The sequence below is a fragment of the Paraburkholderia silvatlantica genome (assembly GCF_003096715.1).
GTDB lineage: Bacteria > Pseudomonadota > Gammaproteobacteria > Burkholderiales > Burkholderiaceae > Paraburkholderia > Paraburkholderia silvatlantica.
Genome location: NZ_QEOL01000014.1, coordinates 130321 through 156760 on the forward strand (window position 1 = coordinate 130321; position 26440 = coordinate 156760).

23 protein-coding genes and 2 tRNA genes are annotated in these 26440 nt (G+C 67.9%); 15 read left to right on the forward strand and 10 right to left on the reverse strand.

Annotated elements, in window-relative coordinates; translation table 11 throughout:
• Window positions 1-8: 8 nt before the first annotated feature.
• From C7411_RS19650 to pncB, 3 genes are all read right to left on the reverse strand, one after another.
• On the reverse strand, window positions 9-1445 hold the full coding sequence (locus C7411_RS19650) for a sodium:proton antiporter (RefSeq protein WP_110387399.1): 1437 nt from the start codon (window positions 1443-1445) through the stop codon (window positions 9-11).
• Window positions 1435-2097 (reverse strand): LutC/YkgG family protein, encoded by a 663-nt coding sequence (locus tag C7411_RS19655; protein ID WP_110387400.1) that lies wholly within the window; start codon window positions 2095-2097, stop codon window positions 1435-1437. The genes C7411_RS19650 and C7411_RS19655 overlap by 11 nt, the downstream gene beginning before the upstream one ends.
• A gap of 82 nt (window positions 2098-2179) precedes the next feature.
• Window positions 2180-3394, reverse strand: a complete 1215-nt coding sequence (pncB, locus tag C7411_RS19660; protein ID WP_110387401.1) for a nicotinate phosphoribosyltransferase — start codon at window positions 3392-3394, stop codon at window positions 2180-2182.
• Window positions 3395-3720: 326 nt separating this feature from the next.
• Between pncB and fdxA the strand changes: the two genes are divergently transcribed.
• From fdxA to C7411_RS19700, 8 genes are all read left to right on the forward strand, one after another.
• On the forward strand, window positions 3721-4044 hold the full coding sequence (gene fdxA / locus C7411_RS19665; protein ID WP_110387402.1) for a ferredoxin FdxA: 324 nt from the start codon (window positions 3721-3723) through the stop codon (window positions 4042-4044).
• A 160-nt stretch (window positions 4045-4204) separates the two neighbouring features.
• A tRNA-Asn gene (locus tag C7411_RS19670) sits at window positions 4205-4280 on the forward strand.
• A gap of 81 nt (window positions 4281-4361) precedes the next feature.
• Window positions 4362-4437: transfer RNA gene (locus C7411_RS19675), tRNA-Asn, on the forward strand.
• A 108-nt stretch (window positions 4438-4545) separates the two neighbouring features.
• Window positions 4546-5037, forward strand: a complete 492-nt coding sequence (locus C7411_RS19680) for a CreA family protein (RefSeq protein WP_110387403.1) — start codon at window positions 4546-4548, stop codon at window positions 5035-5037.
• Between the two features lie 28 nt (window positions 5038-5065).
• The gene (locus C7411_RS19685; protein WP_110387404.1) at window positions 5066-5968 is read left to right on the forward strand and encodes a helix-turn-helix transcriptional regulator; all 903 of its coding nucleotides are present in this window, start codon (window positions 5066-5068) and stop codon (window positions 5966-5968) included.
• Between the two features lie 91 nt (window positions 5969-6059).
• Window positions 6060-6833, forward strand: coding sequence for an AzlC family ABC transporter permease (locus tag C7411_RS19690; RefSeq protein ID WP_110387405.1), 774 nt, complete (start codon window positions 6060-6062; stop codon window positions 6831-6833).
• Window positions 6830-7153, forward strand: coding sequence for an AzlD domain-containing protein (locus tag C7411_RS19695; protein WP_110387406.1), 324 nt, complete (start codon window positions 6830-6832; stop codon window positions 7151-7153). Before C7411_RS19690 ends, C7411_RS19695 begins: the two co-directional genes overlap by 4 nt.
• A 134-nt stretch (window positions 7154-7287) precedes the next feature.
• Complete coding sequence (locus tag C7411_RS19700; protein ID WP_110387407.1) at window positions 7288-8049, forward strand: DUF4088 family protein; 762 nt, start codon at window positions 7288-7290, stop codon at window positions 8047-8049.
• 45 nt (window positions 8050-8094) lie between these two features.
• Here C7411_RS19700 and C7411_RS19705 read toward each other — a convergent pair whose 3' ends face one another.
• Together C7411_RS19705 and C7411_RS19710 are read right to left on the reverse strand one after the other, a co-directional pair.
• Window positions 8095-10353, reverse strand: a complete 2259-nt coding sequence (locus C7411_RS19705) for an ATP-dependent helicase (protein WP_243413248.1) — start codon at window positions 10351-10353, stop codon at window positions 8095-8097.
• A 187-nt stretch (window positions 10354-10540) separates the two neighbouring features.
• Window positions 10541-11053 (reverse strand): hypothetical protein, encoded by a 513-nt coding sequence (locus C7411_RS19710; RefSeq protein WP_110387409.1) that lies wholly within the window; start codon window positions 11051-11053, stop codon window positions 10541-10543.
• A 307-nt stretch (window positions 11054-11360) separates the two neighbouring features.
• On the opposite strand from C7411_RS19710, the gene C7411_RS19715 reads away from it, so the two are divergent.
• The 5 genes from C7411_RS19715 to fumC all read left to right on the forward strand — a co-directional run bounded on the left by C7411_RS19715 (window position 11361) and on the right by fumC (window position 17836).
• Window positions 11361-11582, forward strand: coding sequence for an RNA-binding S4 domain-containing protein (locus C7411_RS19715; RefSeq protein ID WP_028206712.1), 222 nt, complete (start codon window positions 11361-11363; stop codon window positions 11580-11582).
• A 145-nt stretch (window positions 11583-11727) separates the two neighbouring features.
• Entirely contained in the window at window positions 11728-13134 is a 1407-nt protein-coding gene (locus C7411_RS19720) for an MATE family efflux transporter (RefSeq protein ID WP_110387456.1), read from the forward strand.
• A gap of 190 nt (window positions 13135-13324) precedes the next feature.
• Window positions 13325-14287, forward strand: coding sequence for a ketopantoate/pantoate/pantothenate transporter PanS (gene panS, locus C7411_RS19725; protein ID WP_110387410.1), 963 nt, complete (start codon window positions 13325-13327; stop codon window positions 14285-14287).
• A 189-nt stretch (window positions 14288-14476) separates the two neighbouring features.
• Entirely contained in the window at window positions 14477-16165 is a 1689-nt protein-coding gene (locus C7411_RS19730; protein WP_373682688.1) for a phospholipase D family protein, read from the forward strand.
• A 261-nt stretch (window positions 16166-16426) separates the two neighbouring features.
• On the forward strand, window positions 16427-17836 hold the full coding sequence (fumC, locus tag C7411_RS19735) for a class II fumarate hydratase (RefSeq protein ID WP_110387411.1): 1410 nt from the start codon (window positions 16427-16429) through the stop codon (window positions 17834-17836).
• 95 nt (window positions 17837-17931) lie between these two features.
• On the opposite strand, the gene C7411_RS19740 is transcribed toward fumC, so the two are convergent.
• The 3 genes from C7411_RS19740 to C7411_RS37580 form a co-directional block, all read right to left on the reverse strand.
• Entirely contained in the window at window positions 17932-18435 is a 504-nt protein-coding gene (locus C7411_RS19740; protein WP_042261109.1) for an acyl-CoA thioesterase, read from the reverse strand.
• Between the two features lie 126 nt (window positions 18436-18561).
• On the reverse strand, window positions 18562-19671 hold the full coding sequence (locus C7411_RS19745) for a GlxA family transcriptional regulator (RefSeq protein ID WP_110387412.1): 1110 nt from the start codon (window positions 19669-19671) through the stop codon (window positions 18562-18564).
• Window positions 19672-19773: 102 nt separating this feature from the next.
• Window positions 19774-19920, reverse strand: coding sequence for a hypothetical protein (locus tag C7411_RS37580; RefSeq protein WP_165822842.1), 147 nt, complete (start codon window positions 19918-19920; stop codon window positions 19774-19776).
• A gap of 216 nt (window positions 19921-20136) precedes the next feature.
• On the opposite strand from C7411_RS37580, the gene C7411_RS19750 reads away from it, so the two are divergent.
• Both C7411_RS19750 and C7411_RS19755 read left to right on the forward strand, forming a co-directional pair.
• On the forward strand, window positions 20137-20859 hold the full coding sequence (locus C7411_RS19750; RefSeq protein ID WP_110387413.1) for an ArsR/SmtB family transcription factor: 723 nt from the start codon (window positions 20137-20139) through the stop codon (window positions 20857-20859).
• Between the two features lie 230 nt (window positions 20860-21089).
• Complete coding sequence (locus C7411_RS19755; protein ID WP_110387414.1) at window positions 21090-23606, forward strand: DUF6600 domain-containing protein; 2517 nt, start codon at window positions 21090-21092, stop codon at window positions 23604-23606.
• A 106-nt stretch (window positions 23607-23712) separates the two neighbouring features.
• Here the strand turns inward: C7411_RS19755 and C7411_RS19760 are convergent, their stop codons facing one another.
• Complete coding sequence (locus C7411_RS19760; RefSeq protein ID WP_110387415.1) at window positions 23713-24684, reverse strand: thymidylate synthase; 972 nt, start codon at window positions 24682-24684, stop codon at window positions 23713-23715.
• 179 nt (window positions 24685-24863) lie between these two features.
• Window positions 24864-26249 carry a sigma-54 dependent transcriptional regulator gene (locus tag C7411_RS19765; RefSeq protein ID WP_110387416.1) on the reverse strand — a complete coding sequence of 462 codons (1386 nt, stop codon included), beginning with the start codon at window positions 26247-26249 and terminating at the stop codon, window positions 24864-24866.
• Window positions 26250-26440 lie beyond the last annotated feature (191 nt).

Consider the following 26440-nt stretch of genomic DNA (forward strand, 5'->3'; position numbering starts at 1 on the left):
GCTTGTGGCTAGACAAAAAAGAGCCAGGTGGCCGCGAGAAAGACCGGCGCGAGCAGCACGCCCGACCAGCCAAGATAGCCGAAGAAACCCGGCATGCGCACGCCGCGCGACTGCGCGATTGCCTTCACCATGAAGTTCGGCGCGTTGCCGATATAGGTGAGCGCGCCCATCCACACCGCGCCCGCCGAGATCGCGGCGAGCGTTTTCGCGCCGCCGGACATGAGCGCATTGGCGTCGCCGCCCGCGAGATTGAAGAACACGAGGTAGGTGGGCGCGTTATCGAGAAACGACGAGAGGAGACCCGTCGCCCAGAAGTACACCGCGTCGTTGGGGCGGCCCGCCGCGCCGTTCACGAACCGGATCAGCGCAGCGAACGCGCCCGCCTCGCCCGCGCGCAGCATCGCGATGACCGGCGTGATCGTCACGAAAATGCCCGCGAAGAGCCTGGCCACCTCGATGATCGGCGCCCACTCGAAACCGTTGTCGGCGCGCGCCGCTTTCGACGTGAACGCGAGCGAAATGAGTGCGAGCGCAACGAGTCCCGCATCGCGCACGAGGTTCTGCAACTGCAGGTGCGCGCCCGCGACCTCGAAGACGATACCGGGACGCCACACGCCGCTCATCAGCACGAGCGCGACGAGCAGGGCGAGCAGCACGAAATTCGCCTTGCCGCCGATGGAGAGCGCGTCTGTATCCGGCGTCGGGTCGAGCGAAGCGGCGCGCGTTTCCCCGGCACGGCTGAAATACCAGCTGTCGAGCGAGTAGAACACCGCGAGCAGCACGCCGCAAACGAACAGCGACGGCCACGCGAGATGCTGCGCAGTCCAGAAGAATCCCACGCCGTTGAGAAAGCCGAGGAAAAGCGGCGGATCGCCGAGCGGCGTGAGCAGACCGCCCGCATTCGCGACGAGAAAGATGAAGAACACGACCACGTGCACGTTGTGCCGGCGGTTGTCGTTCGCGCGCAGGAGCGGGCGGATCAGCAGCATTGCCGCACCGGTTGTGCCCATCACGCTCGCGAGCACGGTGCCGAGCGCGAGGATAGCCGTGTTCATGCGCGGCGATCCGCGCAGATTTCCGTACACGCAGATCCCGCCCGCAATCGTATAGAGCGCGCCGAGCAAGACGATGAAGGGGAGATATTCGTCGACGACGGCGTGCACGAAAAGCGGATACGTCGCGCCGACGCCATGCGTGGCCGCGAACGGCAGCAGGAACGCAAGCGCCCAGGCCGCCGAAATCTTGCCGAAGTGGCGATGCCAGAACGTGGCCGCGAACATCGGGAAGAACGCGATCGACAGCAGCATGCCGGCGAACGGCAGCGCCCAGGCGGCGCCGGGCGATGCGCCGTCGAAGGCCGCCGCGTGTGCGTTCGTGCCGAAGAGCGTCAGCGCCGCGCAGAGCGTCCCCGCGTAAGCGCTCGCCGTACTGCGCTTACGCGCCATGCACGACGATCACATGCACGCGATACGGCCCGTGTGCGCCAAGGACGATGGTCTGCTCGATGTCGCCGGTGCGCGAAGGCCCCGAAACGAAGTTGACCGCGCGCGGCAGTTCGCCGCGTTCGGCGCGCATCAGCGCGAAGGCGTCTTCGTGACCCGCGACGATGCGCGAAGCGGGCACGACGGCGATGTGCGTTTCGGGCAGCAGCGCGCCCGAGGCCCACGTCTCGCGGCTGGAGAGCAGGACCAGCGTGCCGGTTTCGGCCGTGGCGCAAAAGCAGCCCGTGAGGCCGACGAGATCGCGATCTTCGGGCTTGCGAAATTGAACGGCGAGTCCCGCGCCGGCCCAGTCGAACGCGTCGAGCGTTTGCCACGCGACGGCCTGCATCGGCAGGCCGTGCCCGGCGAGATAGCGTTGCGCGGCGGCGGGCACGTCGGCGAGCTGCTGGACTTCGTCGACCGAGCTCGACATCTTGCGCGCCTCGCCGACGAAGCGCGCGACGAGATCGCCTTCCAGCGGCGGCCGCGGACCTTCGGGATGAAGCGCGAGGTAGTCGGCCACCGCTTGCCGCTCGTGCGCCGCAGGCGTGGCTTCGCGTCCCTGCGCCGCGCGAATGCGCGCGAGTATGCTGCGGCGGGCGGCCGTCGTGTCCATGAATGTCCTCGTCGGATGAAGAAAGGCGACGCGCCGATTATACCGGGGCGCCGCCTGCGATCTGCGGGTCTCGCGGGCGCGCTTATTCAGCCGCCCGGTTGCCCTCGCCCTCTTCCTCCGTGGGCTGCTCGATGCCGAACACCTGGCGCAGATAGGCGAGATACGCCTTGTCGTCGCACATGTTCTTGCCCGGCGAATCGGAGAGCTTGGCGACGGGCTGACCGTTGCAGCGGACCATCTTGATGACGATCTGCAGCGGCTGATAGCCGAGGTCGTTGGTGAGGTTCGTGCCCACGCCGAACGCGAGGCGGCAACGGTCGCCGAAACGCTCGTACAGGCGCAGCACCTTGGGAATGTCGAGCGCGTCCGAGAAGATCATCGTCTTCGTGCGCGGATCGCAGCGGTTGTCCTCGTAATGCTTGAGCAGGCGCTCGCCCCACTCGAACGGATCGCCCGAGTCATGCCGCGCGCCGTCGAAGAGCTTGCAGAAGTACATGTCGAAGTCGCGCAGAAAGGCCTGCATGCCGTAGACGTCCGAGAGCGCAATGCCCAGGTCGCCGCGATACTCCTTCGCCCACATCTCGAAACCGTAGATCTGCGAGTCGCGCAGCCGCGGCCCGAGCGCCTGGCACGCCTGCAGGTACTCGTGCGCCATCGTGCCGAGCGGCGTGAGGTTGTGCTTCATCGCGTAGTAGACGTTGCTCGTGCCGGCGAACTGCTCGCCGAGATCGTCCTTGAGCGTGAGGATCACCTCCTCGTGCCAGCGCTTCGAGAAGCGGCGGCGCGTGCCGTAATCGGCGATCTTGCAGTCGGCGAATTCGGGCTTCGCGCCGAGCAGCTCGATCTTGTGGCGCAGGCGCTCGCGCCCCTCCTCGTACTGCGGATGATGCTGCGTGTTGCGGAAATACACCTCGTTGACGATCGCGAGCACCGGAATCTCGAAGAGGATCGTGTGCAGCCACGGCCCCTTGATCGCGATGTCGATCTCGCCGTTGGCCTTGGGCGAAGGCGTGACCGAGATGTACTTTTCATTGAGGTGAAAGAGCGCGAGAAAGTCGATGAAGTCGCTCTTGATGAAGCGCATCTTGCGCAGGTAGTCGAGCTCGGTCTCGGCGAAGCGCAGCCTGCACAGCTTCTGGATCTCGCTGCGGATCTCGTCGACGTAGGGCACGAGATCGACGTTCGGCGTGCGGCAGCGGAAACGGTATTCCACATTGGCCGCGGGGAAATGATGCAGCACCACCTGCATCATGGTGAATTTGTAGAGATCGGTATCGAGCAGCGAAGTAATGATCATGATGGGCCAGCCGGACTGCAATCGGATAGCGCCCGCGAAGCGGGAACCGGACACGCTGCCGGGCAGATGCCCCGTAGCGGTTCCGGGCGGCAGGCGCCAGCGGTGCGTCCATGTTACCCGAATGCCTGCGCGCGCCGCGTGCCCGCCGGCACGGCCCCTCGCGCACAAGGGGTAAAACGCTGCGGATCGCCCCCGCATATAAACTAATCACGAAACGATCTAAGGACGGTTGCGGGCCTGTGGTTGGGGTAATTCCTCATCAGTTACAATAGCGCTTTTGGCGAACCGCCATCCCCCGATACAAAAAGCTTGCAGGAGCTGCCTGAATGACTCACGTTGTGACCGAAAGCTGCATCAAGTGCCGCTATACCGACTGCGTCGATGTGTGCCCGGTGGACTGCTTTCGCGAAGGTCCCAACTTCCTCGCGATCGACCCGGACGAGTGCATCGACTGCGCCGTGTGCGTTGCCGAGTGCCCGGTGAACGCCATCTACGCCGAGGAAGACGTGCCTGGCGACCAGCAATCGTTCATCGAACTGAACGCCGAGCTCGCGAAGGGCTGGCCGAGCATCACCAAGACCAAGGCCCCGCTGCCGGAAGCTGACGAATTCAAGGACGTGAAGGACAAGCTCGCGCTTCTTGCACGGTAATTGCACGGTAATCGCGCGCGGATCGCTTGTTCGGGGTGTCGCCCCGTCGCCTGAATGGACCGTCGCTTGCACAGCGGATTGCCCTGAACACATCGGATCGCGACAGGGTATTGACAGGCCCAGCCGGACCCCATAGAATCTCGTTCTCTGCTTTTGTTGATCCCCGATAGCTCAGTCGGTAGAGCGCCGGACTGTTAATCCGTAGGTCCCTGGTTCGAGCCCAGGTCGGGGAGCCAGAATTCGCAAAAGCCCGTTCGTGTCGATCACAGCGCAGAACGGGCTTTTTCATGACTAAAGCGTTGTAGCTGTGTTGCTGTTCCCCGATAGCTCAGTCGGTAGAGCGCCGGACTGTTAATCCGTAGGTCCCTGGTTCGAGCCCAGGTCGGGGAGCCAAAATATCGAGGGGTTGCGTGTTTGCACGCAACCCCTTTTTCTTTTGCTGCGCGCCAGGCGCACGCCGCCCTCCCCGATAATGTCGCTTCGTCATCTTCGGGAATCCGCATGAAATCCACCCGCCTTGGCGCTCGCCTCGCGCGCCCGCTCTTCGCCTGTGCAAGCCTCGTCGCCTGCGCCGCCGCCCACGCCGAGCAGATCGGCAGCGTGAACACCAACTTCCGCCTGACCGGCTCGGACAAGGTCGTCGTCGAGGCCTACGACGATCCGCAGGTGCAAGGCGTCACCTGCTACGTCTCCCGCGCACGCACGGGCGGCGTGAAGGGCACGCTCGGCATTGCGGAAGATCCGACCGAGGCGTCGATTGCGTGCCGGCAGGTCGGGCCGATCTCGTTCACCGGTGCGCTCAAACAGCAGGCCGATGTCTTCAACGAGCGCATGTCGCTCCTCTTCAAGACGCTGCACGTCGTGCGCGTGGTCGATGCGAAGCGCAACGCGCTCGTGTATCTGACCTACAGCGACCGCGTAGTGAGCGGCAGCGCCAAGAACAGCGTCACGGCCGTGCCGGTGCCCGCGGGCACGGCGATTCCGCTGCGCTAAACTGGGGATCTGTGCAGGATCCTTCACCATGACCGACTCCCGTTTTCGAGACCGTGCCCGCTATTGGCGCACGCCGCTTCTGCCCGGCGCGGATCTCGTCACGGCCGAATACCACGAACACACGTTCGCGCCGCACTGGCACGAGGCCTACACGATCCCCGTGATCGAGGGCGGCGCGGAATGCTTTCGCTATCGCGGGACGCAGCACGTTGCCGCAACGGGCAGCGTGCCGGTCATCAATCCGGGTGAGCTGCACACGGGTTCGCGCGCCGACGAGGAAGGCTGGCGCTACCGGGTGATGTACGTGCCGGTCGACTTCCTGCACGAACTCGCCGGCGAAATCGCCGGACGCGCGCAGCCGCTGCCGTGGTTCGACGCCGAGGTGATCCACGATCTCGATCTCGCGCGCAGGCTCGCGCGCGCCCACCGGCTGCTGGAAGCCGACGCCGACTGGCGGCGCGCCGCGGCCGTGCCGGAATCCGGCGCGAGCGCCAGTTCGGCATCGCCTTTGGCGCCGTGCGCCGATCCGCTCGCCGTGGAAGGCTCGCTGCTCGACGCGCTCTCGACGCTGCTCACGCGCTACGGCCGCACGCGCGAGGCGGCGCTCGGGCACGGCCCGAACGACCCGCGCGTGGAAACCATGAAGGCGCTCCTCGCCGCCGATCTCGCTACACCGCTGCGCGTGGCCGATCTCGCCCAGGCGGTCGGCCTTTCGCCGTTTCATGCCACGCGGCTCTTCACGCAGGCTACCGGCCTGCCGCCGCACGCCTGGCGCACCCAGTTGCGCCTGCAACGCGCCCTCGCCCCGCTGCGCGAAGGCGCGACAGTCGCCGATGTCGCCGCGGCGAGCGGCTTCACCGACCAGAGCCATTTCACGCGGCACTTTCGGCGCATGTTCGGCGTGCCGCCGGGACGCTGGCAATCGTCCTGAACGCGGGCCCGCGTCCCGCCGCAAGAACGTACAAGCCACGCGCAAGGCCGCCCGCTATGCTGTCCCCGTGTATCAGGAGGACAGTTTGACCATGCATCCCAACCGCCTTGCCGAATTCGTCGCCGGCGCGCGCGACACGATCCCCATGATGGTGGGCGCCGCGCCCTTCGGCGTGATCTTCGGCACGCTCGTCACCTCGGGCCCGCTTTCGCTCTGGCACGGCCAGCTCATGTCGCTCGCCGTGTTCGCCGGCTCGGCGCAGTTCATTGCGCTCGGGCTGATCGCCTCGCACGCGAGCTTCGCCGTGATTCTCGCCACCACGTTCATCGTGAACCTGCGGCACGTGCTCTACAGCGCGACGCTCGCGCCCTATGTCTCGCACCTGCCGCTGCGCTGGCGCCTCGTGCTCGGCGGCCTGCTCACCGACGAGGTCTTCGCCGTCGCGTGGGCGCATTTGCGCCGCCATCCGCCCGGCGACGACGTCTCGCCGTGGCATTTCCTCGGCTCGGGACTCGCGATGTACCTGAACTGGCAACTCTGGACTGCGGCCGGCCTGCTGTTCGGCGCGGCGTTCCCGGGTCTGCAGTCGCTCGGCCTCGATTTCGCGATGGTCGCGACCTTCATCGCCATCGTCGTGCCGCAGCTGGTTGCCCTGCGCTACCTCGCCGCCGCCGCGACCGCCGGCGCGCTCGCGTTTTTCTGGCAGGGCTGGCCGTACAAGCTCGGGCTGCTCGGCGCCGTGCTCGCGGGCGTGCTCGTGGGTGTTGCGCTCTCGCGCCCAGGCTCCTCGCGCGGCGAGCGCGCCGCCAGCGAGTCCTCCCGCAAATCCCATAACCTCCGGCGCACCGCAGGAGCCGGGCAATGAACTACGTCGTCCTGATTCTCGGCATGGCCCTCATCACCCTGGTCATTCGCACTGCGGTGTTCGTGCTCGGCGAGCGGCTGGCGTTCCCGCCGCTCGTGCGCACGGCGCTCGGCTTCGTGCCCGTCACGGTGCTCACGGCGATCATCGTGCCGATGGCTGTCTCCCCCCACGGACAAGGCGCCGAACTGACCTGGCGCAACCCGCAGCTCGTCGGCGCGCTCGCGGCGATCGTCGTCAGCGCGCTCACGAGGCGCCCGCTCCTCACCATCGCGATCGGGCTCGGCGTGTTCTTCCTCTGGCAAGGCGTCGTCGTGCGCTAGAGCCGCGCCTCGCCCCTTACGCTCAAGTTTCACCCCGGTGCGCCGTTAAACCCGTCAAGGCCTGTTCTGGCAGGCCACTGCTCGAACGGCGAGAGCACGCGAGAAGCGACAAGGATTACACCGGGGCAACCACAATGGGGCATATCACCCTCAACCTGAAGGATGAAACGCTTGCGTCGCTGCGCAAGGATTTCGACGCGTTCCTGCGCGTCTCGCTCAAACTCGACCCGCAGTTCGCCACGCCGGAATTCGAGGACTACCTGCGCGCGAAGCTGCTCGACAACATGACGCCGCTCACGGAGCACGCCGTGCAGCGGCTCCTGCAAGGCGGCCAGTACGCGTGGGCCAAGCGCACGCTCGACAAGGAATTTCCCGAGGTCGTCTCGATCCTGATGCGTCAGGCGGGCGAATTCGGTTTCGGCTTCGCGTCGCGCCCCGAGTGGACGCCCGACGAACTCTCGAAACAGTGCCGCGACTGGGCGGCGGCCATCGTGAGCGAAGCCCAGGGCGACGACACGCTGGTCGATCCGCTGGCGGCGCAGATCAAGTCGGGCGTGCAGGACATCCAGGCGCTCGAAGAGTCGATGCAGACGCCGGCGTGGCGTCTGACCGAGTCGCTGCGCCAGCGTGCGTACGAAGCGAAGATCGGCTGCGAACAGGCTAGCGGCAGCGCGGCACGCGAGCGTCTGGGCGAACTGCGCGGGCTGCTGAGGCTCGGCGTCACGCATGGCGTGTTCCAGAAACAGGAAGCGCAGCAGATCATGGAGTATCTGCGCCTGCTCAAGCCCGAGATTTTCGTCGAGGAACCCGACGACGTCTTCACGCGCCTTGCCGCGTGGATGCGCAACTTCTTCATGCCGCCGCCGCGCAGCACGGCACGCGAGCAGCGGCGCTGAGCACGGGCGCGCGCTCCGAAAGCGGCGCGCCCCCAACTCGCCTCCTTAATCCCACATCTTCCTGAGCTTCGCGGCGATTTCGACCTTCGCCTGCGCGGCGGCGGCGAGTCCAGCCGCGCTCGGCGCGCTCGCGAGCGGCGCGGGCGGCCACGCGCGGGATTCGAACAGCGGCAGCATGGGCGTCGCAATGAAGCGAGTGCGCGAGGCCCACACGTGCCGGTCGCCCGACGCGACCTGATTGTGCACATAAAAGCGCTGCGGCACGACGATGTGCAGATCCTCCTTCGCGCGCGTCATCGCGACATAGAGCAGCCGCCGCTCCTCCTCCAGCTCGTCGTCGCTGCCCGCGCCGAGATCGGACGGAATGCAGCCGTCCACGCCGTTGAGCACGAACACGTTGCGCCACTCCTGACCTTTCGCCGAATGAATCGTCGAGAGGATCAGATAGTCCTCGTCGAGCAGCGGATCCGCGGATTCGGCGCTCGTCGCGTCGGGCGGATCGAGCGTGAGTTCGGTGAGAAAACGCTCGCGCGAGGCGTAGGTGCTCGCGATGCTCTCCATCTGCAGCAAGTCGGCGAGACGCGCCTGGCCGTCTTCGTGATTGCGCTCGAGGTGCGGCTCGTACCAGCGCCGCACGCGCTCGAATTCGGCGGGCCACGGCGTCGAGCGCATCGAGAGGCTGTCGACGAGCGACGCAAACGCAGGCCAGTCCTCGGCCGCACGCGGCGGCGGCGCGAACGCCGCGAGCGCCTCGGCGGCGCGATACGCGCCCGTGCACGCGGCCACCTGGTCGAGCAGGCGCGCGGCGTTGGCCGGCCCGACGCCCGGCAGCAACTGCGTCACGCGAAACCCGGCCACCCGGTCGAGCGGATTCTCGGCCCAGCGCAGCACGGCCAGCACGTCTTTCACGTGCGCGGCGTCGAGAAAACGCAGTCCGCCGAACTTCACGAACGGGATATTGCGCCGCGCCAGTTCGATTTCGAGCGTCGCGCTGTGGTGCGCCGCGCGAAACAGCGCGGCCTGCTGCTTGAGTTTCATGCCCGCTTCGCGCGCCTCGAGAATCTGCTCGACGACGTAGCGCGCCTGGGCGGCCTCGTCGGCCACGGTGACGAGGCGCGGGCGCTGCTGCGAGGGGCGATCGGTCCACAGGTTCTTGGTGAAGCGCTCGGCGGCCGCGTCGATCACGGCGTTCGAGGCGGCGAGGATCGGCGCCGTCGAACGGTAATTGCGCTCGAGCGTCACCTGACGCGCGGGCGGGTCGAACTGTGCCGGGAAGTCGAGGATGTTGCGCACGGTCGCGCCGCGAAACGAATAGATCGCCTGGGCGTCGTCGCCGACCACGGTGAGGCCGCGGCCATCGGGCTTGAGCGCGAGCAGGATCGAGGCCTGCAGGCGGTTGGTGTCCTGGTACTCGTCGACGAGGATGTGGTCGAAGCGCCCCGCGAGATCGACGGCAATGGCGGGCTCTGCGGCCATGTGCGCCCAGTAGAGCAGCAGATCGTCGTAGTCGAGGACGTTCTGCTTCTGCTTGGCGGCGACGTACGACGCGAACAGCGTGCGCAGCTGCGGCTCCCACTCGAGGCACCACGAGAACGAACGGTTGAGCACGTGGGCGAGCGAGTCGCCCGTGTTGACCGCGCGCGAATAGATCGCAAGGCAAGTCGATTTCGAGGGAAAGCGCTTTTCTTTGGCCGAGAAACCCAGTTCGTGGCGCACGAGGTTCATGAGATCCGCGGAGTCCTCGCGGTCGTTGATCGTGAACGCCGGCGAAAGGCCGATGTGATCCGCGTACTCGCGCAACAAGCGCGCGCCCACGCCGTGAAAGGTCCCCGCCCAGGTGAGCCCCTGCGCGAGCGCGGCGGCCGCGCCCGGCGCGCTCGCGGCGATACGCGCTACGCGCCGCGTCATTTCCTGCGCGGCGCGGCGCGAGAACGTGAGCAGCAGAATGCGGTGCGGGTCTGCGCCGCCTGCGATCAGATGCGCGACGCGGTGCGCGAGCGTATTCGTCTTGCCCGACCCGGCGCCCGCGATCACGAGCAGCGGCCCCGGCAGCGCCGAACCCGGCGCATAGCCCGCTTCGCCGCCGTGCTCGACGGCCTCGCGCTGCGCGTCGTTGAGTTTCGCGAGCCACGCAGAAACGGCATTGACCGCTTCGGCGCGCGCCGGGCTGGCATCGGAGACGGAGGAGTCGGCAACGGAAACAGTGGACACGGCGGGCGCTGGGACGATGAATGTGGCGAATCGGGAAGGAGCGACGCATACTGTATATCCATACACCATGCGTCCGCAAGCGCCTGATTCCATGGCGATCTGGCGGGATTTAACGACAATGCCGCGGCGCGTTTCGCCGCCGCCGGCACCGATGGACACCCACCGGCACTCCGGAGCCGCCAATGAAACGGCGGCGCCCGTCGCCGGACGCCGCCGCTCACAAGCCCTGGCGAAGGCCGGCGCCCCAGAAGGCGCGGGCGCCATCGGCACCGGCCGTTCGTTACTGCGACTGGCCGCCCTGCTGCTGGGCCGACATGCCGTTCATCTGGTCCTTCATTTCCGAGTCGTTGGCCTGACGGTCGGCCTTGTGGTTGATTTTCGCGTCCTTCACCTGCGCCTTGTACTGCGACTTCGCCTGCTGCTTCGCGTCGCTGTACCCGGCGTTCGCCGACTTCTTCGCGCTGCGGTATTCGGCGTTCGCCGCCGCGTTCGCGTTGCGCTTTTGCACCAGCGGGTCGGCGGACTGTGGGGCGGTCAGGGCCTGCGGCGCGGGCGCGGGTTGCGCGATCCCCGCGGCCGCTGGCGCCTGGCTCGGCGCCTGGCCGGTCAGCTGGGCCGGGGCGGCACCCGGCGCCATGGCCGGTGCGCCGGAAGGCGCCATCGTCGGGGCTTCGCCGGCCTGGGTCGCGCCCTGGGCCGCGTTTTGAGCATACGCGCCCTGCGCGAATACGGCGGCAGTGGTCACGGTGGCAAAAGCGGCGGTAACAGTGAGCAGCTTGCGAATCTGGGTCATGGCGTATCCTCTGTGCAGTGGTTCCGAAGGCGCTTTTGCGCACGGGCAAGCCCGCCACAAACGCGCCCCCGCTCGAAGGAGCCGCTCGGGCAAACCTGAGCGGCGCGGTCGATCCGGGTGAAACCATTCTGGTATGAAGATCGCCGTCGGGTCCCGCGACGTTACGCAACGTTTCATTTGCTGACGAATTCATAACATCTGGCCCCTCGACGTGAGCAATGCGGTGACCGACGCTGGCAAGCCCGCCATCGCTTATGATGCTCACCCTTCGCGCGCCAGCCGCACGCCTTTCGAATTGCAATCCGCCATGCCCAACCTCGATTTCACGCTGACCGGCGACTACGTCGAACTGCACAACCTCCTGAAAATCACCGGACTCGCCGACAGCGGCGGCTCGGCCAAACAGATCGTCGCCTCGGGCGCGGTGAAAGTGGACGGCGAAGTCGAGCTGCGCAAGACGTGCAAGATCCGCGCGGGCCAGGCCGTGCTCCTCGGCGACACGCGCATTGCCATCAAGGCGAGCGAGTAAGCGCTGCCGGAACGTGCCCGCAGGCGCCAGCCATGCACCAGATTTGAGCATCTGGATCGACAAGGTCGCTGTCTCGCAATAAGCTTTCAGTTTTGACAGACGAACCCTGCCGCGCGGCGCGCTTGTCTCGCGCCGCTTGTTTTTCATGACTCGAACCACGCTTTCCCGCCGCGCCGTTTCCGCGCCGCCCACGCTGCGCCGCCATGCCGCCGATACCGCGCGCCTCGCCGGGCCGCTCGCGATCGCCCAGCTCTCGCAGATGGCGATGAGCGTAACCGACACGGTGCTGCTCGGCTCGCTCGGCGCCGACGCGCTCGCCGCGGGCGGCCTTGGCACCAACCTGTTCTTCGTGGTAGTGACCGTGCTGCAGGGCGTGCTGACCTCGGTCAGCGTGAGCGTCGCGCAAGCGCGCGGCGCCGACAACGAAAACCACGTGCCGCACATCTACTGGACCGGCTTCGCGCTCTCCCTGCTGCTCTCGGTACCGGCGTTCGCACTGCTCTCGTTCGCCGAGCCGATCCTGCGCGCCCTCGGGGAGCCGACGCTGCTTGCGCATCACATCGGCGAATACACGGCTGTGCTGCGCTGGGGGGCGCCCGCCAGCCTCATCGGCGTAGGGCTCATGCGCTCGTTCCTGCCCGCCATCGGCGCGGCGCGGCGCCTTCTGTGGGTGTCGATTGCGTGCGTGTTCATCAACGGCTTTCTGAACTACGGGCTGATCCACGGCGCGTGGGGTCTGCCGCGGCTCGGCTTTCTCGGCTCGGCGGTGGCGACGACCCTCACCGTATGGCTCACCGCGTTCGTGCTGATGGCGCTGCTGCACCTGCGGCCTTCGCACCAGCGTTTCGTCGTCGCGCGCAGGCCGACGGCGCCGCTGATGGGCGAACTCTTCACGATCGGCTGGCCGGTTGCGATCACCTATGCGGTCGAGGCGACGCTCTTTCTCGCCACCGGCCTGCTCGCCGGCCTGCTCGGCGAGACGCCGCTCGCGGCGCACCAGATCGCCCTGAACGTGGCCTCCGTCACGTTCATGGTGCCGCTCGCGATCGGTCAGGCGGCCAACGTGCGCGTGGGTTACTGGTCCGGCGCGGGCGTGCCGGGCGCGGCGCGCCATGCGGGCTTCGTCGCGCTAGGGCTCGGCGTCGGCTTCATGTCGCTCTCGGCGCTCGTGATGGTGCTTGCGCCGCGCTGGATCGTCGGACTCTACCTGCATCTCGACGACCCGGCCAATGCGCACACGGTGTCGCTGACCGCCACGCTGCTCGGCGTCGCGGCCATCTTCCAGATCGTCGACGGCGCGCAGACCGTGGGGTCGGGCTGCCTGCGCGGCCTGAAGGACACGCGCGTGCCGATGCTCGCGGCCACGCTCGGCTACTGGGGCATCGGCTTCCCGCTCGGCTACGCGCTCGCGTTCCACTTCGGCCTGGGCGCGCTCGGGCTCTGGTGGGGGCTGGCGGCCGGGCTCGCCACCGTGGCCGTGCTCATGACGTGGCGCTTTCACCGGATGAGCCTGCGCTCGCAGGCTCGCGCCGCAACGGGCAGCGTGGGTTGAAGCGATGACTTGACCGGCCGGGCCGCATTGGCTCAAGCGGTTAAAATACGCGCCTGGCGCCGCAGGCGGCGTCCGTCCCACGAGGGCAAGAACAGTTTGGAGACAGCCGCGCCCGCAAGCGCCGCCGGCCACCCCGGCGCCGCTTGCCGTGCGCCAACGCATAACGAACCCACTCACGGACCATCCCTTCATGCTTGCCCCGATTACCCGCCTCTTCCCGCTCTGGGCCGTCCTCGTTTCCCTGCTGGCCTACTTCGATCCGGGCCTCGTCGCGCCGATCGCTCCGCACGTCACGACGCTCCTGATGACCATCATGCTGGCGATGGGTGTCACGCTCTCTTTCGCCGACTTCCAGCGCGTCTTCACGCGGCCCGCGCCGGTCGCCGCGGGCATCTTCCTGCACTATCTCGTCATGCCGCTCGCCGCCTGGGCGATCGCGAAGGTGCTGCACATGCCGCCCGATCTCACGGCGGGCATGGTGCTCGTGGGCAGCGTGGCGAGCGGCACGGCATCGAACGTGATGATCTATCTCGCGCGCGGCGACGTTGCGCTGTCGGTGACGATCAGCGCGCTCTCCACCCTGGTCGGCGTATTCGCGACACCGCTCCTGACGCGCCTTTACGTCGATGCCTCGATCGTCGTCGACGTGCGCGGCATGCTCATGAGCATCCTGCAGATCGTCGGCCTGCCGATCGCCATCGGCCTTGTCGTGAACCGCTTCGCGGGCTCAGCCGTGCGCCGCGTCGAGCCCGTGTTGCCGCTCGTCTCCATGGTGTCGATCCTCGCGATCATCGCCGCTGTGGTGGGCGGCACGCACGCGAGCATCGCCACGGTCGGCCCGCTCGTCGCGCTCGGGGTCGTGCTGCACAACGGCATCGGCCTGCTCGGCGGCTACTGGGGCGGCCGCCTGCTCGGCTTCGACGAGTCGGTGTGCCGCACGCTGGCCATCGAAGTGGGCATGCAGAACTCGGGCCTCGCCGCGACGCTCGGCAAGCTCTACTTCTCGCCGCTCGCCGCGCTGCCCGGCGCGCTTTTCTCGGTGTGGCACAACCTCTCGGGGTCGGTGCTCGCCGGCTACTGGGCCGGCAAGCCGGCGCGCGGCAGCGCGCGCGATGCACAAGGCGCCCCGAACGCGTCGCCCGAGCGCGGTTGATCCGCGCGGCGCCCGGGCGCTGGCGGCCGCGCTCAAACCGAGCTCAAACATCAGATGCTTGCGGCCCGGAATTTGCAGACGCAGTGTGTCCGCCGACGCGAGCCTGGGCGGGCCGCTTCTCGTAGAATCTTCGGGAAGCCGTGCAATGAAAACGAACCATCATGGGCCGCGCCGCCATGGAGAATCCGTTTGCCCGCGCATTCCGCCCGATCCGAAGCCGTCACGCAACGCATGACCTTGCGGCGCACCCCGCCGCGTGCCCCGCTGCATGCCCCCCCGCGTGCCCTCTTCGCGCTCGTTTGCCTCGCGCTGGTCGCCGGTTGCGCGACGCGGCCGCCCGCCACGGACTACCCGCGCGAGACGAGCGCGGCGCTGCCGGCCCGGCAAGCCGGCGCCACGCCGCTCGGCGCCGCGCTCGCCGCGCCCGTTGCCGCTCACCCGGACGAATCGGGCTTTCGCCTGCTCGCCACCGGCACCGATTCGCTGCAGATGCGCGTCGCGCTCGCGCGCGCGGCGACGAAAACGCTCGACATGCAGTACTACATCGCCAACGAGGACACCACCGGCAAGCTGCTGCTCGGCTCGGCGCTCTATGCAGCCGATCGCGGCGTACGCGTGCGCATGCTGGTCGACGACCTGAATTTTCACGACATCGACCGCCTGATGGCCGCGCTCAACAGCCATCCGAACATCCAGATCCGCGTGTTCAATCCGTACGGCAGCACGAGCGAATCGATGTACCTGCGCACGCGCAACTTCTTCACGAACGTCGACCAGTTCACGCGCCGCATGCACAACAAGGCGACGATCGTCGATAACGAAATGGCGATCGTCGGCGGCCGCAATCTCGGCGACGAATACTTCAACGCGAGCCCGACGATCGACTTCCGCGACCTCGACGTGCTCACGGCGGGCCCGGTCGCGCAAAGCGTCTCGGCCAGCTTCGACGAGTACTGGAACAGCTCGATCTCCTACCCCTTGCGCGTGCTCAATCATCAGAAGTTCGACGCACACGATCTGGACGCCGCACGCGAGGACCTGCGCAAGCACTGGCGCGAAAGCGCCGAACCCTACAACGCCAAACCGCTCAACGCCACGCCGCTCGCGCAGCAGATCACGGACAACACGCTCGGGCTCGTCTGGGCAAAATGGGCGTTCGTGGCCGACTCGCCCGGCAAGATCGCGGGCACCGAACAAGGCGAGCTGGGCGACGCCATGCGCGCGCTGCTCGATCGCATCCATCAGGCACATCGCAGCGTGCTGGTGTTCTCGCCGTACTTCGTGCCGCACGACACGGGCGTGCAGTCCATCCGCGCGCTCACCTCGCGCGGCGTGCGCGTGGCGATCCTCACCAATTCGCTCGCCGCCACCGACGCCGTGGCGGTGCAGGCCGGCTACAGCCCCTACCGCGTGCCGCTGCTCGAGGCCGGCGCCGAGCTTTACGAGTTCAAGCCGCAGCAGGGCGAGCGCGACGACGAGCAGCGCTTCGGCGTCGTAGGTTCGCGCTCGCGCGCGAGCCTGCATGCCAAGGCCTACGTGATCGACGAAAGCGCGCTCGTCATCGGCTCGCTCAATCTCGATCCGCGTTCCGCGCGCCTGAACACTGAGCTTGCGCTCACCGTGGAGAGTCCGCCGATCGCGCATGAAGTCGCCGATCTGTTCAAGCGGGCGACGTCTGCGCAGGTGAGCTATCGCGTAACGCTCGCGACCCCCGCGCAACTGGCGCTGCTCAAAGGCACGACGGTCAACTCGCCGCTCGTCTGGACCGACGAGGAGAACGGCATGATCCACACCTACAACCTCGACCCTGGCGCGGGTTTCTACAGAAATGTCCTAACCGGGCTATTCTTGCTGTTGCCGGTCGACAGCCAGTTGTGAAACGGCTGTAAAACGGCTTTGAGCGCACGTCGCTATCGGACGAGCTCAACGCAGGACGCTTGACTTACGCCGTACCCTCCGCCGTCGAGCCAGCCGCCAGGCCGCTTGCGCAGCGCCTGGCGCCGCAGTTGCCACGCGAGAAGCGCAGCGCCGCCGCAGCCCAGCCACCACGCGGATCCGAACCCGTCACGAAAGCGGCGCCCTCCCACCCAGCGCAAGCTGCGCGAGCCGAAGGCGCCGCCTCAATCACCGGAGTATCAAATGACCGCAAGCAACGAAAACGTCCGCATGGAGCGCGACACGTTCGGCGAGATCGCCGTGCCCGCCCAGCAGCTTTGGGGCGCGCAAACGCAGCGATCGCTGCAGAACTTCCGCATCTCCACCGAAAAGCAGTCGCCGGAACTCATCACCGCGCTCGCGACGATCAAGCGCGCCGCAGCCGAAGTGAATCTTTCGCTAGGCGTGCTCGACGAGACCAAGGCCCGCGCCATCATGCAGGCCGCCGACGAGATCATCGCGGGCAAACATGCGGGCGAATTCCCGCTCGCGGTCTGGCAAACGGGTTCCGGCACGCAAACCAACATGAACCTCAACGAGGTGATCGCGAATCGCGCGAGCGAGATCCTGGGCGGCGAGCGCGGCGAGGCGCGCAAGGTGCATCCGAACGACGACGTCAACCGCGGCCAGTCGTCCAACGACGTATTCCCGACCGCGATGCACGTGGCCGCCGCCTACGGCATCGTCAAGCATCTGCTGCCGGCGCTCAGGACGCTGCGCGATACGCTCGACACGAAGGCCAGGGCCTTCGCCGACATCGTGAAAATCGGCCGCACGCACCTGCAGGACGCCACGCCGCTCACGCTCGGCCAGGAGTTCTCGGGCTACGTCGCGCAGCTCGATCACGGCATCAGGCACGTGGAATCGTCCTTGCCGCATCTCTACGAACTCGCGCAGGGCGGCACGGCCGTGGGCACCGGCCTGAACGCGCATCCGCAGTTCGCGCACAAGGTGGCGGAGGGTATTGCGCAGCTCACTGGCGTGCCCTTCGTCACCGCGCCCAACAAGTTCGAGGTGATGGCCGCCGCCGACGCGCTCGTGTTCGCGCATGGCGCGCTCAAGACGGTGGCCGCGAGCCTCATGAAGATCGCCAACGACATTCGCTGGCTCGCGAGCGGCCCGCGCTGCGGCCTGGGGGAACTGTCGATTCCCGAGAACGAGCCGGGCAGCTCGATCATGCCGGGCAAGGTCAACCCGACGCAATCCGAAGCCGTGACGATGCTCTGCTGCCAGGTGTTCGGCAACGACGTGGCCGTGAACATGGGCGGCGCGAGCGGCAACTTCGAGCTGAACGTGTTCCGCCCGATGATCGCGCACAACGTGCTGCAGTCCATCCGCATGCTCGCCGACGGCGCGCTCAGCTTCAACGATCACTGCGCGGTGGGGATCGAACCGAACCGCTCGCGCATCGATACGCTGCTCAACGAATCGCTCATGCTCGTGACGGCGCTCAATCCGCACATCGGCTACGACAAGGCCGCGCAGATCGCCAAGAAGGCGCACAAGGAAGGCACCACGCTCAAGGCCGCCGCGCTTGCGCTGGGACACGTGACCGGGCAGCAGTTCGACGAGTGGGTGAAGCCCGGCGAGATGGTGGGCAACGCGAAGCAATAAGCGCTGTTTGCGGGGCTAAAACGCGACGCGGGCGGCGTGGTTCATACCCTCGCCGCCCGCTTTTCATGCTGGCGCAACAGCGCGCCTTCTCTTTATCAAACCTGCCCTTTCGCCACTTCCTCGGGCTTGAGTTCGACGATCGCGTCGAGTGCATCCTTCACGTCGAGCGCGTACTTCGCGAGGCGCTTCTGCTCGTCCGTTTCCGGCACGTAGGTCGGCACGGGAACCGGATTGCCGTTTTCGTCGACGGCCACGAACACGATCAGGCAGTCCGTGGTGAGGCGCAGCTGGCCGCTCTTGGGGTCGCCGGCGTGCACGGTGATGTGAATATGCATCGACGTGCGGCCCGTGGCGACCACGCGCGCGCGCAACTCGACCATGTTGCCGACGAGAATCGGCCGGCGAAAGCGGATATTGCCCACGCTCACCGTCACGCAATAGCGGCCGGACCAGACCGCGGCGCACGCATACGCCGTCTCGTCGATCCATTTCATCAGCGCACCGCCGTGCACTTTGCCGCCGAAGTTCACCGAATTCGGCTCGGCGAGGAACCGGAACGTCGTTTCCGAACGGTCCAGCGGCTGGGTAGGCGTCTTCATCTCGGCTTGGCTCATGGCGAAAAGCCGCGTACGGCGGCTCGTATGATGGGGTGAGGAGGCGTTGATTATACGAGCGCAATAAGACAGACGGTCGCAGCCGCTTGCGAAACGCCGTCCGCGGTGTTTTCAGCTCGCTGCGAATCGCGCGCGGTAGTCGAGCGGCTGCACGCCGTACGACCTTTCGAATGCGCGCCGCAGATTCTGCTCGGTGCCGAAACCGCAGTCCGCCGCAATGCGCTTGAGCGGCCGGCGCGACTGCACGAGCGCGTGGGCGGCGGCCTCCACCCGCATCGCCGCGACCGTGCGCGCCGGCGTGCGCCCCACCGCATCGACATAGCGGCGCGCGAACGTGCGCGGGCTCATGCGCGCTTCTTCGGCGAGGCGCTCGACGCTCAACTCGCCGTGCAGATTGGCGGCCATCCAGCCGTGCAGCGCGTCGAACTCCGCGCCCGCGCTGGCCTGAGCCGTGAGCGCCTCGCTGAACTGCGACTGGCCGCCGGGCCGCTTCATGAACACGACGAGGCGGCGTGCCGCCTGCATCGCGACCGCATGGCCGCAGTCCTCCTCGATCAGCGCGAGCGCGAGATCGATGCCCGCCGTCACGCCCGCCGACGTCCACACGGCGCGGCCGTCGCGCTCGTCGCGGATGAAGATCGGCTCGGGATCGACTTCGACGCGGGGAAAGCGCCGCGCGAGCTGGGCGGCGTTGCGCCAGTGCGTGGCGGCGCGGCGGCCGTCGAGCAGGCCCGCCGCGGCGAGATAGAACGCGCCCGTGCAGACCGACGCGACGCGGCGCGCGCGCGGCGCGGCCGCCGCGATCCAGGCGACGAGTTCGGATTGCAGCGTGGTGGTGGTGTCCGCCGTGTCGTAGATCGGGACGCCGGGCACGATCAGCGTGTCGATCGTGACGGGGTCGAGCGTGTCGAGCCGCTCGGTGACGATGGGCATGCCCGCGAACGTGGACAGCACGCCGCCGGCGACGGAGGCGAGCGTCGTGCGGTAGGCGCAGGGCTCGCCGCCGCTTGTGCCGCTTGTGCCGCTTGTGCCGCTTGTGCCGCTTGTGCCGCTTGTGCCGCTTGTGCCGCTTGTGCCGCTTGTGCCGCTCGCTGCACGCATCGCCAGCTCGGCGCGCCAGAACGCCTCGATGGGGCCGCAGGCGTCGAGCAGCACGAGCTCGGGTGCGACGGCGAACACGACATGGCGTGCGGCGGCATGGGAAGGCGGTTGAGACGGCATGGCGGCGGACTCGATGCTGACGATGTGTCCACATCATCGCACGCGCGGATTTGGCAGTCAGGTCAAAGTGGCATCAAATACTGCCAGATGACGCGTGCCTGCTCACTTGCGGAACGTGACGCCCTCGTCGATCGTGCCGTACATCGTGATGCCGCTCGTGCCGCTCGACGACGGCGCGGAAACGCCTGCGCAGGCGGTGCACAAGGCGGCAAGCGCGGCGGCGGCAAATAGAGCGAGGAAGCGTTTCATGAGAGGCCAGGCCATTTGCGTGAAGAAACGATTTTAGCGCGGTGCTCCTGCGCGCCGCAGTCCGCACCGCAGCAGGCCATGCTTCGACCCCATCGCGGTGCCATCGAACGCCGGCAATCGACACTTCACCGTAAACTGAAACGTCGAATGCGCCATTTCGCTAAAGTAACGGTGTGGGCGACGTCAGCCGCCATCGCCAGCCACGAAGGAGCCGCCATGAATCTCCCCGCCCCCGACGAATCGAGCCACTTCCCGGGCCTCGCACGCGTTGCCGCGCTGCTCGCCGATCCCGGCCGCGCCGCCATGCTGTGGGCGCTGATGGACGGCAGCGCGCGGCCCGCAGGCGAACTGACGATGATCGCGGGCCTTTCGCCTTCAGCGGCGAGCGGCCACCTCGCGCGCCTGACCGACGGCGGGCTCCTCGCGCTCGACGTGCGCGGCCGCCACCGCTACTACCGCATCGCCAACCCCGAGATAGCCGCGGCGATCGAGGCGCTCATGAACGTCGCGCAGGTGTCCAACGCCGTCACCGCGCAGCGCCCGGCGCCGCGCCCCGCGCGTACGGTGCCGCTCGAGATGCGCCATGCGCGCACCTGCTACGACCATATGGCCGGCGAAGTGGCCGTGCAGGTGTTCGAGCGCCTCGTGGACGGCGGCCTGCTGGTGCGCGACGGCGACACGCTCGAAGCCACGCCCGAGGGCGCGGCGCGTCTCGCGGCCTGGGGCGTGGACGTGGCGGCGCTGCGCGCGCGGCGGCGGCGCTTTGCCTGTACCTGCCTCGACTGGAGCGAGCGCAGGCCGCACCTGGGCGGCGCACTCGGCGCGGCGCTGCTCGATTCGTGGACGCACGGCGGCTGGATCGAACGCACGAGCCGCCCGCGCGTGTTGCGCATCACGCCCAAGGGACAGCGCGAGTTTGACGCGATCGCGGATGCCTGAAACAGCGGGCGCGCGAACCGAATCAGCTGACAAATACCCGACAAAATCGCCGATTTCGCGCGCAAAAATGCGCGTTTCGCCTGCGGTCGCACGTTCTGTTACATCTGGTGCATAAGCCTTAACAAATCCGCGAGCATGGAAACAAGCCCTCCGGATACAGTGCCCAGCATGGGATGGCGCCAAGCGCTACGGCACTAGGGGCGCCCAATCCCGTCGACGGGAGAACAATGATGACGACACGCACACCTACGATCACCCAGTTTCGGCGCACTTCGCGCCGTACGCTGTTTGCGCTCGCCGCGCTCGCGGCGCTGAACCTCGCCGCCGCGCCCGCTACCTTCGCGCAGGCGGCGCCGCCCGATGCCGCGACCGCCCCCGCCGCGACGGGCGGCGATCCGCCGAGCCGCGTCGCGCGTCTGGACTACATGGCCGGTGCCGTGACCACCGAGCCGGCCGGCGCGAGCGACTGGTCGTACGCGCAGCTCAACCGCCCGCTCACGACCGGCGACCAGCTCTGGAACGACGCCAACGGGCGCTCGGAACTGCACATCGGCTCAACGGCGGTGCGCCTCGGCGCGCAAACGAGCCTCGACGTCCTCAATCTCGACGATCAGACCGCCCAGCTCAAGGTCGCGCAGGGCACGCTCTCGACGCGTGTGCGCGAAGTGCCGCCCGGCAGCTCGTATGAAATCGACACGCCGAACCTCGCGCTCGGCGTGACGAGCCCCGGCGACTATCGCGTGGATGTGGCGCCCGACGGCAGCAGCACGACCGTCACTGTGCGCAGCGGGAACGTGACCGTGTACGGCGAAAACGGCCAGACGCCGATGTCGGCTGGCCAGCAGATCCGCTTCGCCGGCACCGACCTGCAGCAGGTGGCGAGCGACCAGGCGCCGCCGCCTGACGCCTTCGACCAGTGGGCGCTCGCGCGCGACGCCGCCGAGGACCGCTCGGTCTCGGCGCGCTACGTCTCGCGCGACGTCCCGGGCTACCAGGACCTCGACAACAACGGCACGTGGCGCAGCGATCCGCAGTACGGCGAAGTCTGGACGCCGAACTCGGTGCCCGCGGGCTGGGCGCCGTATCACGACGGCCACTGGGTGTGGCAGGCGCCGTGGGGCTGGACGTGGGTCGACGACGCGCCCTGGGGCTTCGCGCCGTACCACTACGGACGCTGGGCGTACGTCGACGATTCGTGGGCGTGGGTGCCGGGGCCGATCGTCGAGAGCGCGCCGCCCGTCTATGCGCCGGCGCTGGTCGCGTTCGTGGGCGGGGGAGACGGCGGCACGGACTGGGGCGTCAACCTCGCAGTAGGCGGCGTCGCGGCCGCAGGCGTCGCGTGGTTCGCGCTCGGGCCGGGCGAGCCGTGGCATCCGCACTGGGGCGGCTGGAGCCCGCACTACTACGAGCGCGTGAACCAGACTGTCGTCGTCAACAATGTCAGGCGCGACGTCAACATCACGAATATCAACGTTCACAACACCTACGTGAACTATCGCGCGCCGGGTGCCGTGACGGCGGTGCCGGCCACGGCGTTCGTCCACGGTCAGCCGGTCTCGCGGTTCGCGCAACGTGTCGATCCGCGGCAATGGCGCAATGCGCGCATCGACCCGGGCACGCCCGGCATCGCGCCCGTGAAGGGCAGTTTCGGACCCAACATGCGCCGCGCCGACTACCGGCCGCCCGCGTCGCTCAATCAGCGTCAGGTTGTCGCCACGCGCGCGCCGGTCGCGCCGCCCGCGTTCCACGACAACCTCGCGCAGCGCTTCGCCCATGCCGGCGGCACGGTGCCGGGTGCGGGCGCGCCCGTGGTGCGCGTTTCTGCGCCTGCACATGCGCCCTCCTCGCCGTTCTCTCCAGCTGCGCACGGCGCGTGGCCCGCGCAGAACGTGCGCGTCGTGGCGCCGCATTCACCGCTGCCTGGCGCGACGCCCAGACCGGCGGCCCCGCAGGCGCAAGCCGGCCGTCCGGGTATGGCTGGCGGCGCGCCTCAACCGGGCGCCGCGGCCGCCAACGCCATGCCGCGCGGCCCCGAGCATGGCCAGCCGGGCGTGCCGCCCGCCGCGCAAGAACATGGCGTGCCGCGTCCGCCGCAGTTTGCGGGCCGGCCCGAAGGCGGTGCGCCCGCCGCCGGCCAGCCTGGTCCGGGCGCGATGAACGCGGCGAACGCGGCGCGCGGCGAAGCGCATCAGCCGGCCTGGACGCAGCCACATGCGCCGATGGCCATGCGTGGCCAACCGGGCAACGAGGCGGGCAGGCCGCCCGCCGTCGCGATGCAGGAGCAGCGTGACGCGGCGCGTGGCCAGCCGCAGGCGCAGCAACGGATGCCCGAGCCGGCTGCGGCGCAACACGCCGCGCAAATGCCGCCGCAAGCCGAGGCGCGGCCGGCGCAACAGCCCGCGGCGCGCCCCGAGTTCCGTCCGCCGGCGCAAGCTCAGCCGCAACCGCAGCCCCAACCGCGTGCTGAAGTCCGTCCGCAGCCGCAGCCCCAGCAACGTGCGGAGGTTCGCGCCCAGCCGCAGCCCCAGCCGCGTCAGGAATTTCACCCGCAGCCGCAACCGCAGCCTCGCGCCGAAGCCCGTCCGCAACCGCAGCCGCAGCCGCGCCCGGAATTCCATCCGCAGCCCCAGCCGCAGCCGCGCGCGGAAGCCCGCCCGCAGCCCCAACCGCAACCGCGTCCGCAGCCCGCGCCTCATCCGCAAGAGCGCGCAAGCGGCAACAATCACGACGATCGCCACCACGGCTGATCGCTGCGCCGTCAACGAAAAAGCCCGCAAACGTCGCCGTTCGCGGGCTTTTTCATGGCGCGGTTATCAACGCGGCTACCCGGCCGCTAACGTCAATGCAAGCGCCTCACACCGCCATCGGCGCGGTGAGCGGCTCGTGATGCCGGTAGTCGACGAGCGAAAAGTCGGACGGCTCGACCTTTTCGAGCCACTCCGGCTCGTAGATGCCCGTCTTCGCATACACGGGCACGCGCTCGGAGATGGCCAGACGCGGGCTCGCGTAGGGCTCCCGGCGCAGCTGCTCGTTGAGCATGTCGAGCTGGTTCTCGTAGATGTGCGCGTCGCCGATGAAGTACGTGAACCAGCGCGGCGTATAACCCGTCAGCCGGCCAACGAGATGCAGCAGCACCGCGCCTTCGGTCAGGTTGAACGGCGTGCCGAGGCCCACATCGTTGCTGCGGATATAGAGGCACAGCGAGATTTCGCGCGTTATTGGGTTCGGCAGGAACTGGTACAGCAGGTGGCAAGCCGGCAGCGCGATCTCTTCGAGCACGGCCGGATTCCAGCCATGAAACAGAATTCGCCGGTCGGCCGGGTTGCTCATGATCGTATCGAGGCACTGGCGCAGTTGATCCACCGCCTTGTAGAGCAGCACCTTGGGGCGGCCATCCTCGGTAAATCCTGCCACGCGCGCGTAGCCGCGCGACTGCGCGTCGGCGAGCTGTGCGGCGGCATCGGCGTCGAGCACCTTGTAAGCGGGCCAGCGCCGCCATTGCACGCCGTACACGTCGCCCAGGTCGTCCGTGCCCTGGCGGTACGGGTTGGCTAGCCACTGGGCGTTCTCGTTCGCGTTGGCGTCCCAGACCTTGCAGCCCAGCGCCCGGAAGTCGGCGGCGCTGCGCGAGGCGCGCAAAAATCCGATCAGCTCGCCCACGGCCGATTTGAACGCCAGCTTCTTCGTCGTCACCGCGGGAAAGCCCTCCCGCAGGTCGAAGCGCAGCATGGCGCCCGGCTGGCTGATCGTGCGGATGCCGGTGCGGTTTTCCTGCCAGGTGCCGGTGTCGAGAATCGAGCGGACGAGCTCGAGATACTGTTTCATGCGCGGTTCCCTCGTCGGGCGCGTGGCCGCCCGGTTCGGATTCAGGGTGGAAAAAGAGGATTTTACCCGCCGCGCGCGTCCCGGGTCGGCCGCGCCGAAAAGCGCGCGCCCCGCGCACCCCGCGCGTCCATCACGCAGCGGGGACAAGGGCGCAACGCCAGCCGCCACCCCGCCCCGCCTCAACCGCCCGAAGCGAGGCCCCCCGGATGCGGCGCGAGCGGCTCGCTTTCCATATGGCGCATGCCGTGCGCGCACAAGAGCCGGTACAGGGTCACGCGCGAGATGCCGAGCTCCTGCGCGGCGTCGCCAAGTCGCCCGCGGTGGCGCAGCAGCGCGAGCTCGATGGCCTGGCGCTCGGCGGCTTCGCGCGCCTGCGCGAGCGAGACCGGCACCACCTCGACGTAGTCGCCGAGTTCGAGATCGCGCGCCGTGATCGCACGCCCCTCCGACATCACGATGGCGCGCCGCACGCGGTTGATCAGCTCGCGCACGTTGCCGGGCCAGCTGTAGTTGTGCAGGGCCGCGATGGCGTCGGGCGAAAAGCCGCGCAGGCGCCGGCTGCCGTCCTTCTTGAAGCGCTCGAGCATGTGCCGCGCGAGCAGCTCGATGTCCTTGCCGCGCGCGCGCAGCGGCGGCTCGTCGATCTGCAGGACGCACAGACGGTGATACAGGTCCTGGCGAAAGCGGCCTTCCACCATCGCCGCGCGCATGTCGACGTGGGTGGCCGAGATGATGCGCACGTCCACGGGAATCGACTGATGGCCGCCCAGGCGCTCGATCTTGCCTTCCTGCAGAAAGCGCAGCAGGCTCGCCTGGCTTTCCATGGGCAGGTCGCCGATTTCGTCGAGAAAGAGTGTGCCGCCATTGGCCGATTCGACCCGGCCGATCTTGCGCTGGCTCGCGCCCGTGAACGCGCCGCGCTCGTAGCCGAACAGCTCGGACTGCAGCAGGTGCGGGGGAATGGCGCCGCAGTTGATCGGCACGAACGGCGCGTTGCGGCGCGCCGAGCGCTCGTGGATCGCCACGGCCGTGAGTTCCTTGCCCGTGCCCGACTCGCCCGAGATGAACACCGGCGCATCGGTCAGCGCGACCTTGCGGATCGAGCGGAACAGCGCCAGCATCGCCTCGCAGGAGCCCACCATTTCGCCTTCGGCGCCGCCCGTGGTGTCGTTCGAGGCGACTTCGCCGAGCGAAACCATGCCATACGCGTGGCCGACGGAATCGACGATGCGATCGCCGTTCCAGGGGACCGTTACGTAATCGAAACAGTAATCGCGCACCAGACGGCGCAGCGTTGCATCCTGCAGCTGCCCCGTCGTGGTCGCAGCGACCCAGCCGACGTTGGGCAGCGTGAGGCACGGCTCGAACGAACCGATCTCATGCAGGTGAAATTCGCTTGAAAGATCGAGCAGCCCGCCCGCAGGCATCCCTGCGCGGAAGGCGCGCCGCGCGTCCCTTGCGTTGCCGACGATCTCCACCTGCCAGCCACGCTCGTGGAACCGCTCGTTCAACGCTTCGACCGGTCTTCGCGTCACGTACACCAATTGCCGCGTTGCAGGTTCCATTATTCAGATCCTCTTGCCAACACCATCGTTTGGAAATGACGGCACGCACCTGAATGTACAGACACGCAGCAAAAAGCGGCTTTCGCGTGCCTGAAAACAGTGAACGCGCATGCTTTTGCTGACAGTGAATCCCCGAGTTGTGGCGTGTGTGTCAACTTGCCCAGTCGCGGGCTTTTTCTTTTAGGTATTAC

Excerpts from the sequence above, each read along its gene's own strand:
- C7411_RS19715 (WP_028206712.1), top strand. The coding sequence starts at position 11,361 with ATGCCCAACCTCGATTTCACGCTGACCGGCGACTACGTCGAACTGCAC.
- C7411_RS19705 (WP_243413248.1), bottom strand. The coding sequence starts at position 10,353 with ATGGAATCAGGCGCTTGCGGACGCATGGTGTATGGATATACAGTATGC.
- C7411_RS19710 (WP_110387409.1), bottom strand. The coding sequence starts at position 11,053 with ATGACCCAGATTCGCAAGCTGCTCACTGTTACCGCCGCTTTTGCCACC.
- panS (WP_110387410.1), top strand. The coding sequence starts at position 13,325 with ATGCTTGCCCCGATTACCCGCCTCTTCCCGCTCTGGGCCGTCCTCGTT.
- C7411_RS19655 (WP_110387400.1), bottom strand. The coding sequence starts at position 2,097 with ATGGACACGACGGCCGCCCGCCGCAGCATACTCGCGCGCATTCGCGCG.
- C7411_RS19755 (WP_110387414.1), top strand. The coding sequence starts at position 21,090 with ATGACGACACGCACACCTACGATCACCCAGTTTCGGCGCACTTCGCGC.
- C7411_RS19695 (WP_110387406.1), top strand. The coding sequence starts at position 6,830 with ATGAACTACGTCGTCCTGATTCTCGGCATGGCCCTCATCACCCTGGTC.
- C7411_RS19740 (WP_042261109.1), bottom strand. The coding sequence starts at position 18,435 with ATGAAGACGCCTACCCAGCCGCTGGACCGTTCGGAAACGACGTTCCGG.
- C7411_RS19750 (WP_110387413.1), top strand. The coding sequence starts at position 20,137 with ATGAATCTCCCCGCCCCCGACGAATCGAGCCACTTCCCGGGCCTCGCA.
- C7411_RS19765 (WP_110387416.1), bottom strand. The coding sequence starts at position 26,249 with ATGGAACCTGCAACGCGGCAATTGGTGTACGTGACGCGAAGACCGGTC.
- C7411_RS19685 (WP_110387404.1), top strand. The coding sequence starts at position 5,066 with ATGACCGACTCCCGTTTTCGAGACCGTGCCCGCTATTGGCGCACGCCG.
- pncB (WP_110387401.1), bottom strand. The coding sequence starts at position 3,394 with ATGATCATTACTTCGCTGCTCGATACCGATCTCTACAAATTCACCATG.
- C7411_RS19690 (WP_110387405.1), top strand. The coding sequence starts at position 6,060 with ATGCATCCCAACCGCCTTGCCGAATTCGTCGCCGGCGCGCGCGACACG.
- C7411_RS37580 (WP_165822842.1), bottom strand. The coding sequence starts at position 19,920 with ATGAAACGCTTCCTCGCTCTATTTGCCGCCGCCGCGCTTGCCGCCTTG.
- C7411_RS19720 (WP_110387456.1), top strand. The coding sequence starts at position 11,728 with ATGACTCGAACCACGCTTTCCCGCCGCGCCGTTTCCGCGCCGCCCACG.
- C7411_RS19650 (WP_110387399.1), bottom strand. The coding sequence starts at position 1,445 with ATGGCGCGTAAGCGCAGTACGGCGAGCGCTTACGCGGGGACGCTCTGC.
- C7411_RS19760 (WP_110387415.1), bottom strand. The coding sequence starts at position 24,684 with ATGAAACAGTATCTCGAGCTCGTCCGCTCGATTCTCGACACCGGCACC.
- C7411_RS19700 (WP_110387407.1), top strand. The coding sequence starts at position 7,288 with ATGGGGCATATCACCCTCAACCTGAAGGATGAAACGCTTGCGTCGCTG.
- C7411_RS19680 (WP_110387403.1), top strand. The coding sequence starts at position 4,546 with ATGAAATCCACCCGCCTTGGCGCTCGCCTCGCGCGCCCGCTCTTCGCC.
- fumC (WP_110387411.1), top strand. The coding sequence starts at position 16,427 with ATGACCGCAAGCAACGAAAACGTCCGCATGGAGCGCGACACGTTCGGC.
- fdxA (WP_110387402.1), top strand. The coding sequence starts at position 3,721 with ATGACTCACGTTGTGACCGAAAGCTGCATCAAGTGCCGCTATACCGAC.
- C7411_RS19745 (WP_110387412.1), bottom strand. The coding sequence starts at position 19,671 with ATGCCGTCTCAACCGCCTTCCCATGCCGCCGCACGCCATGTCGTGTTC.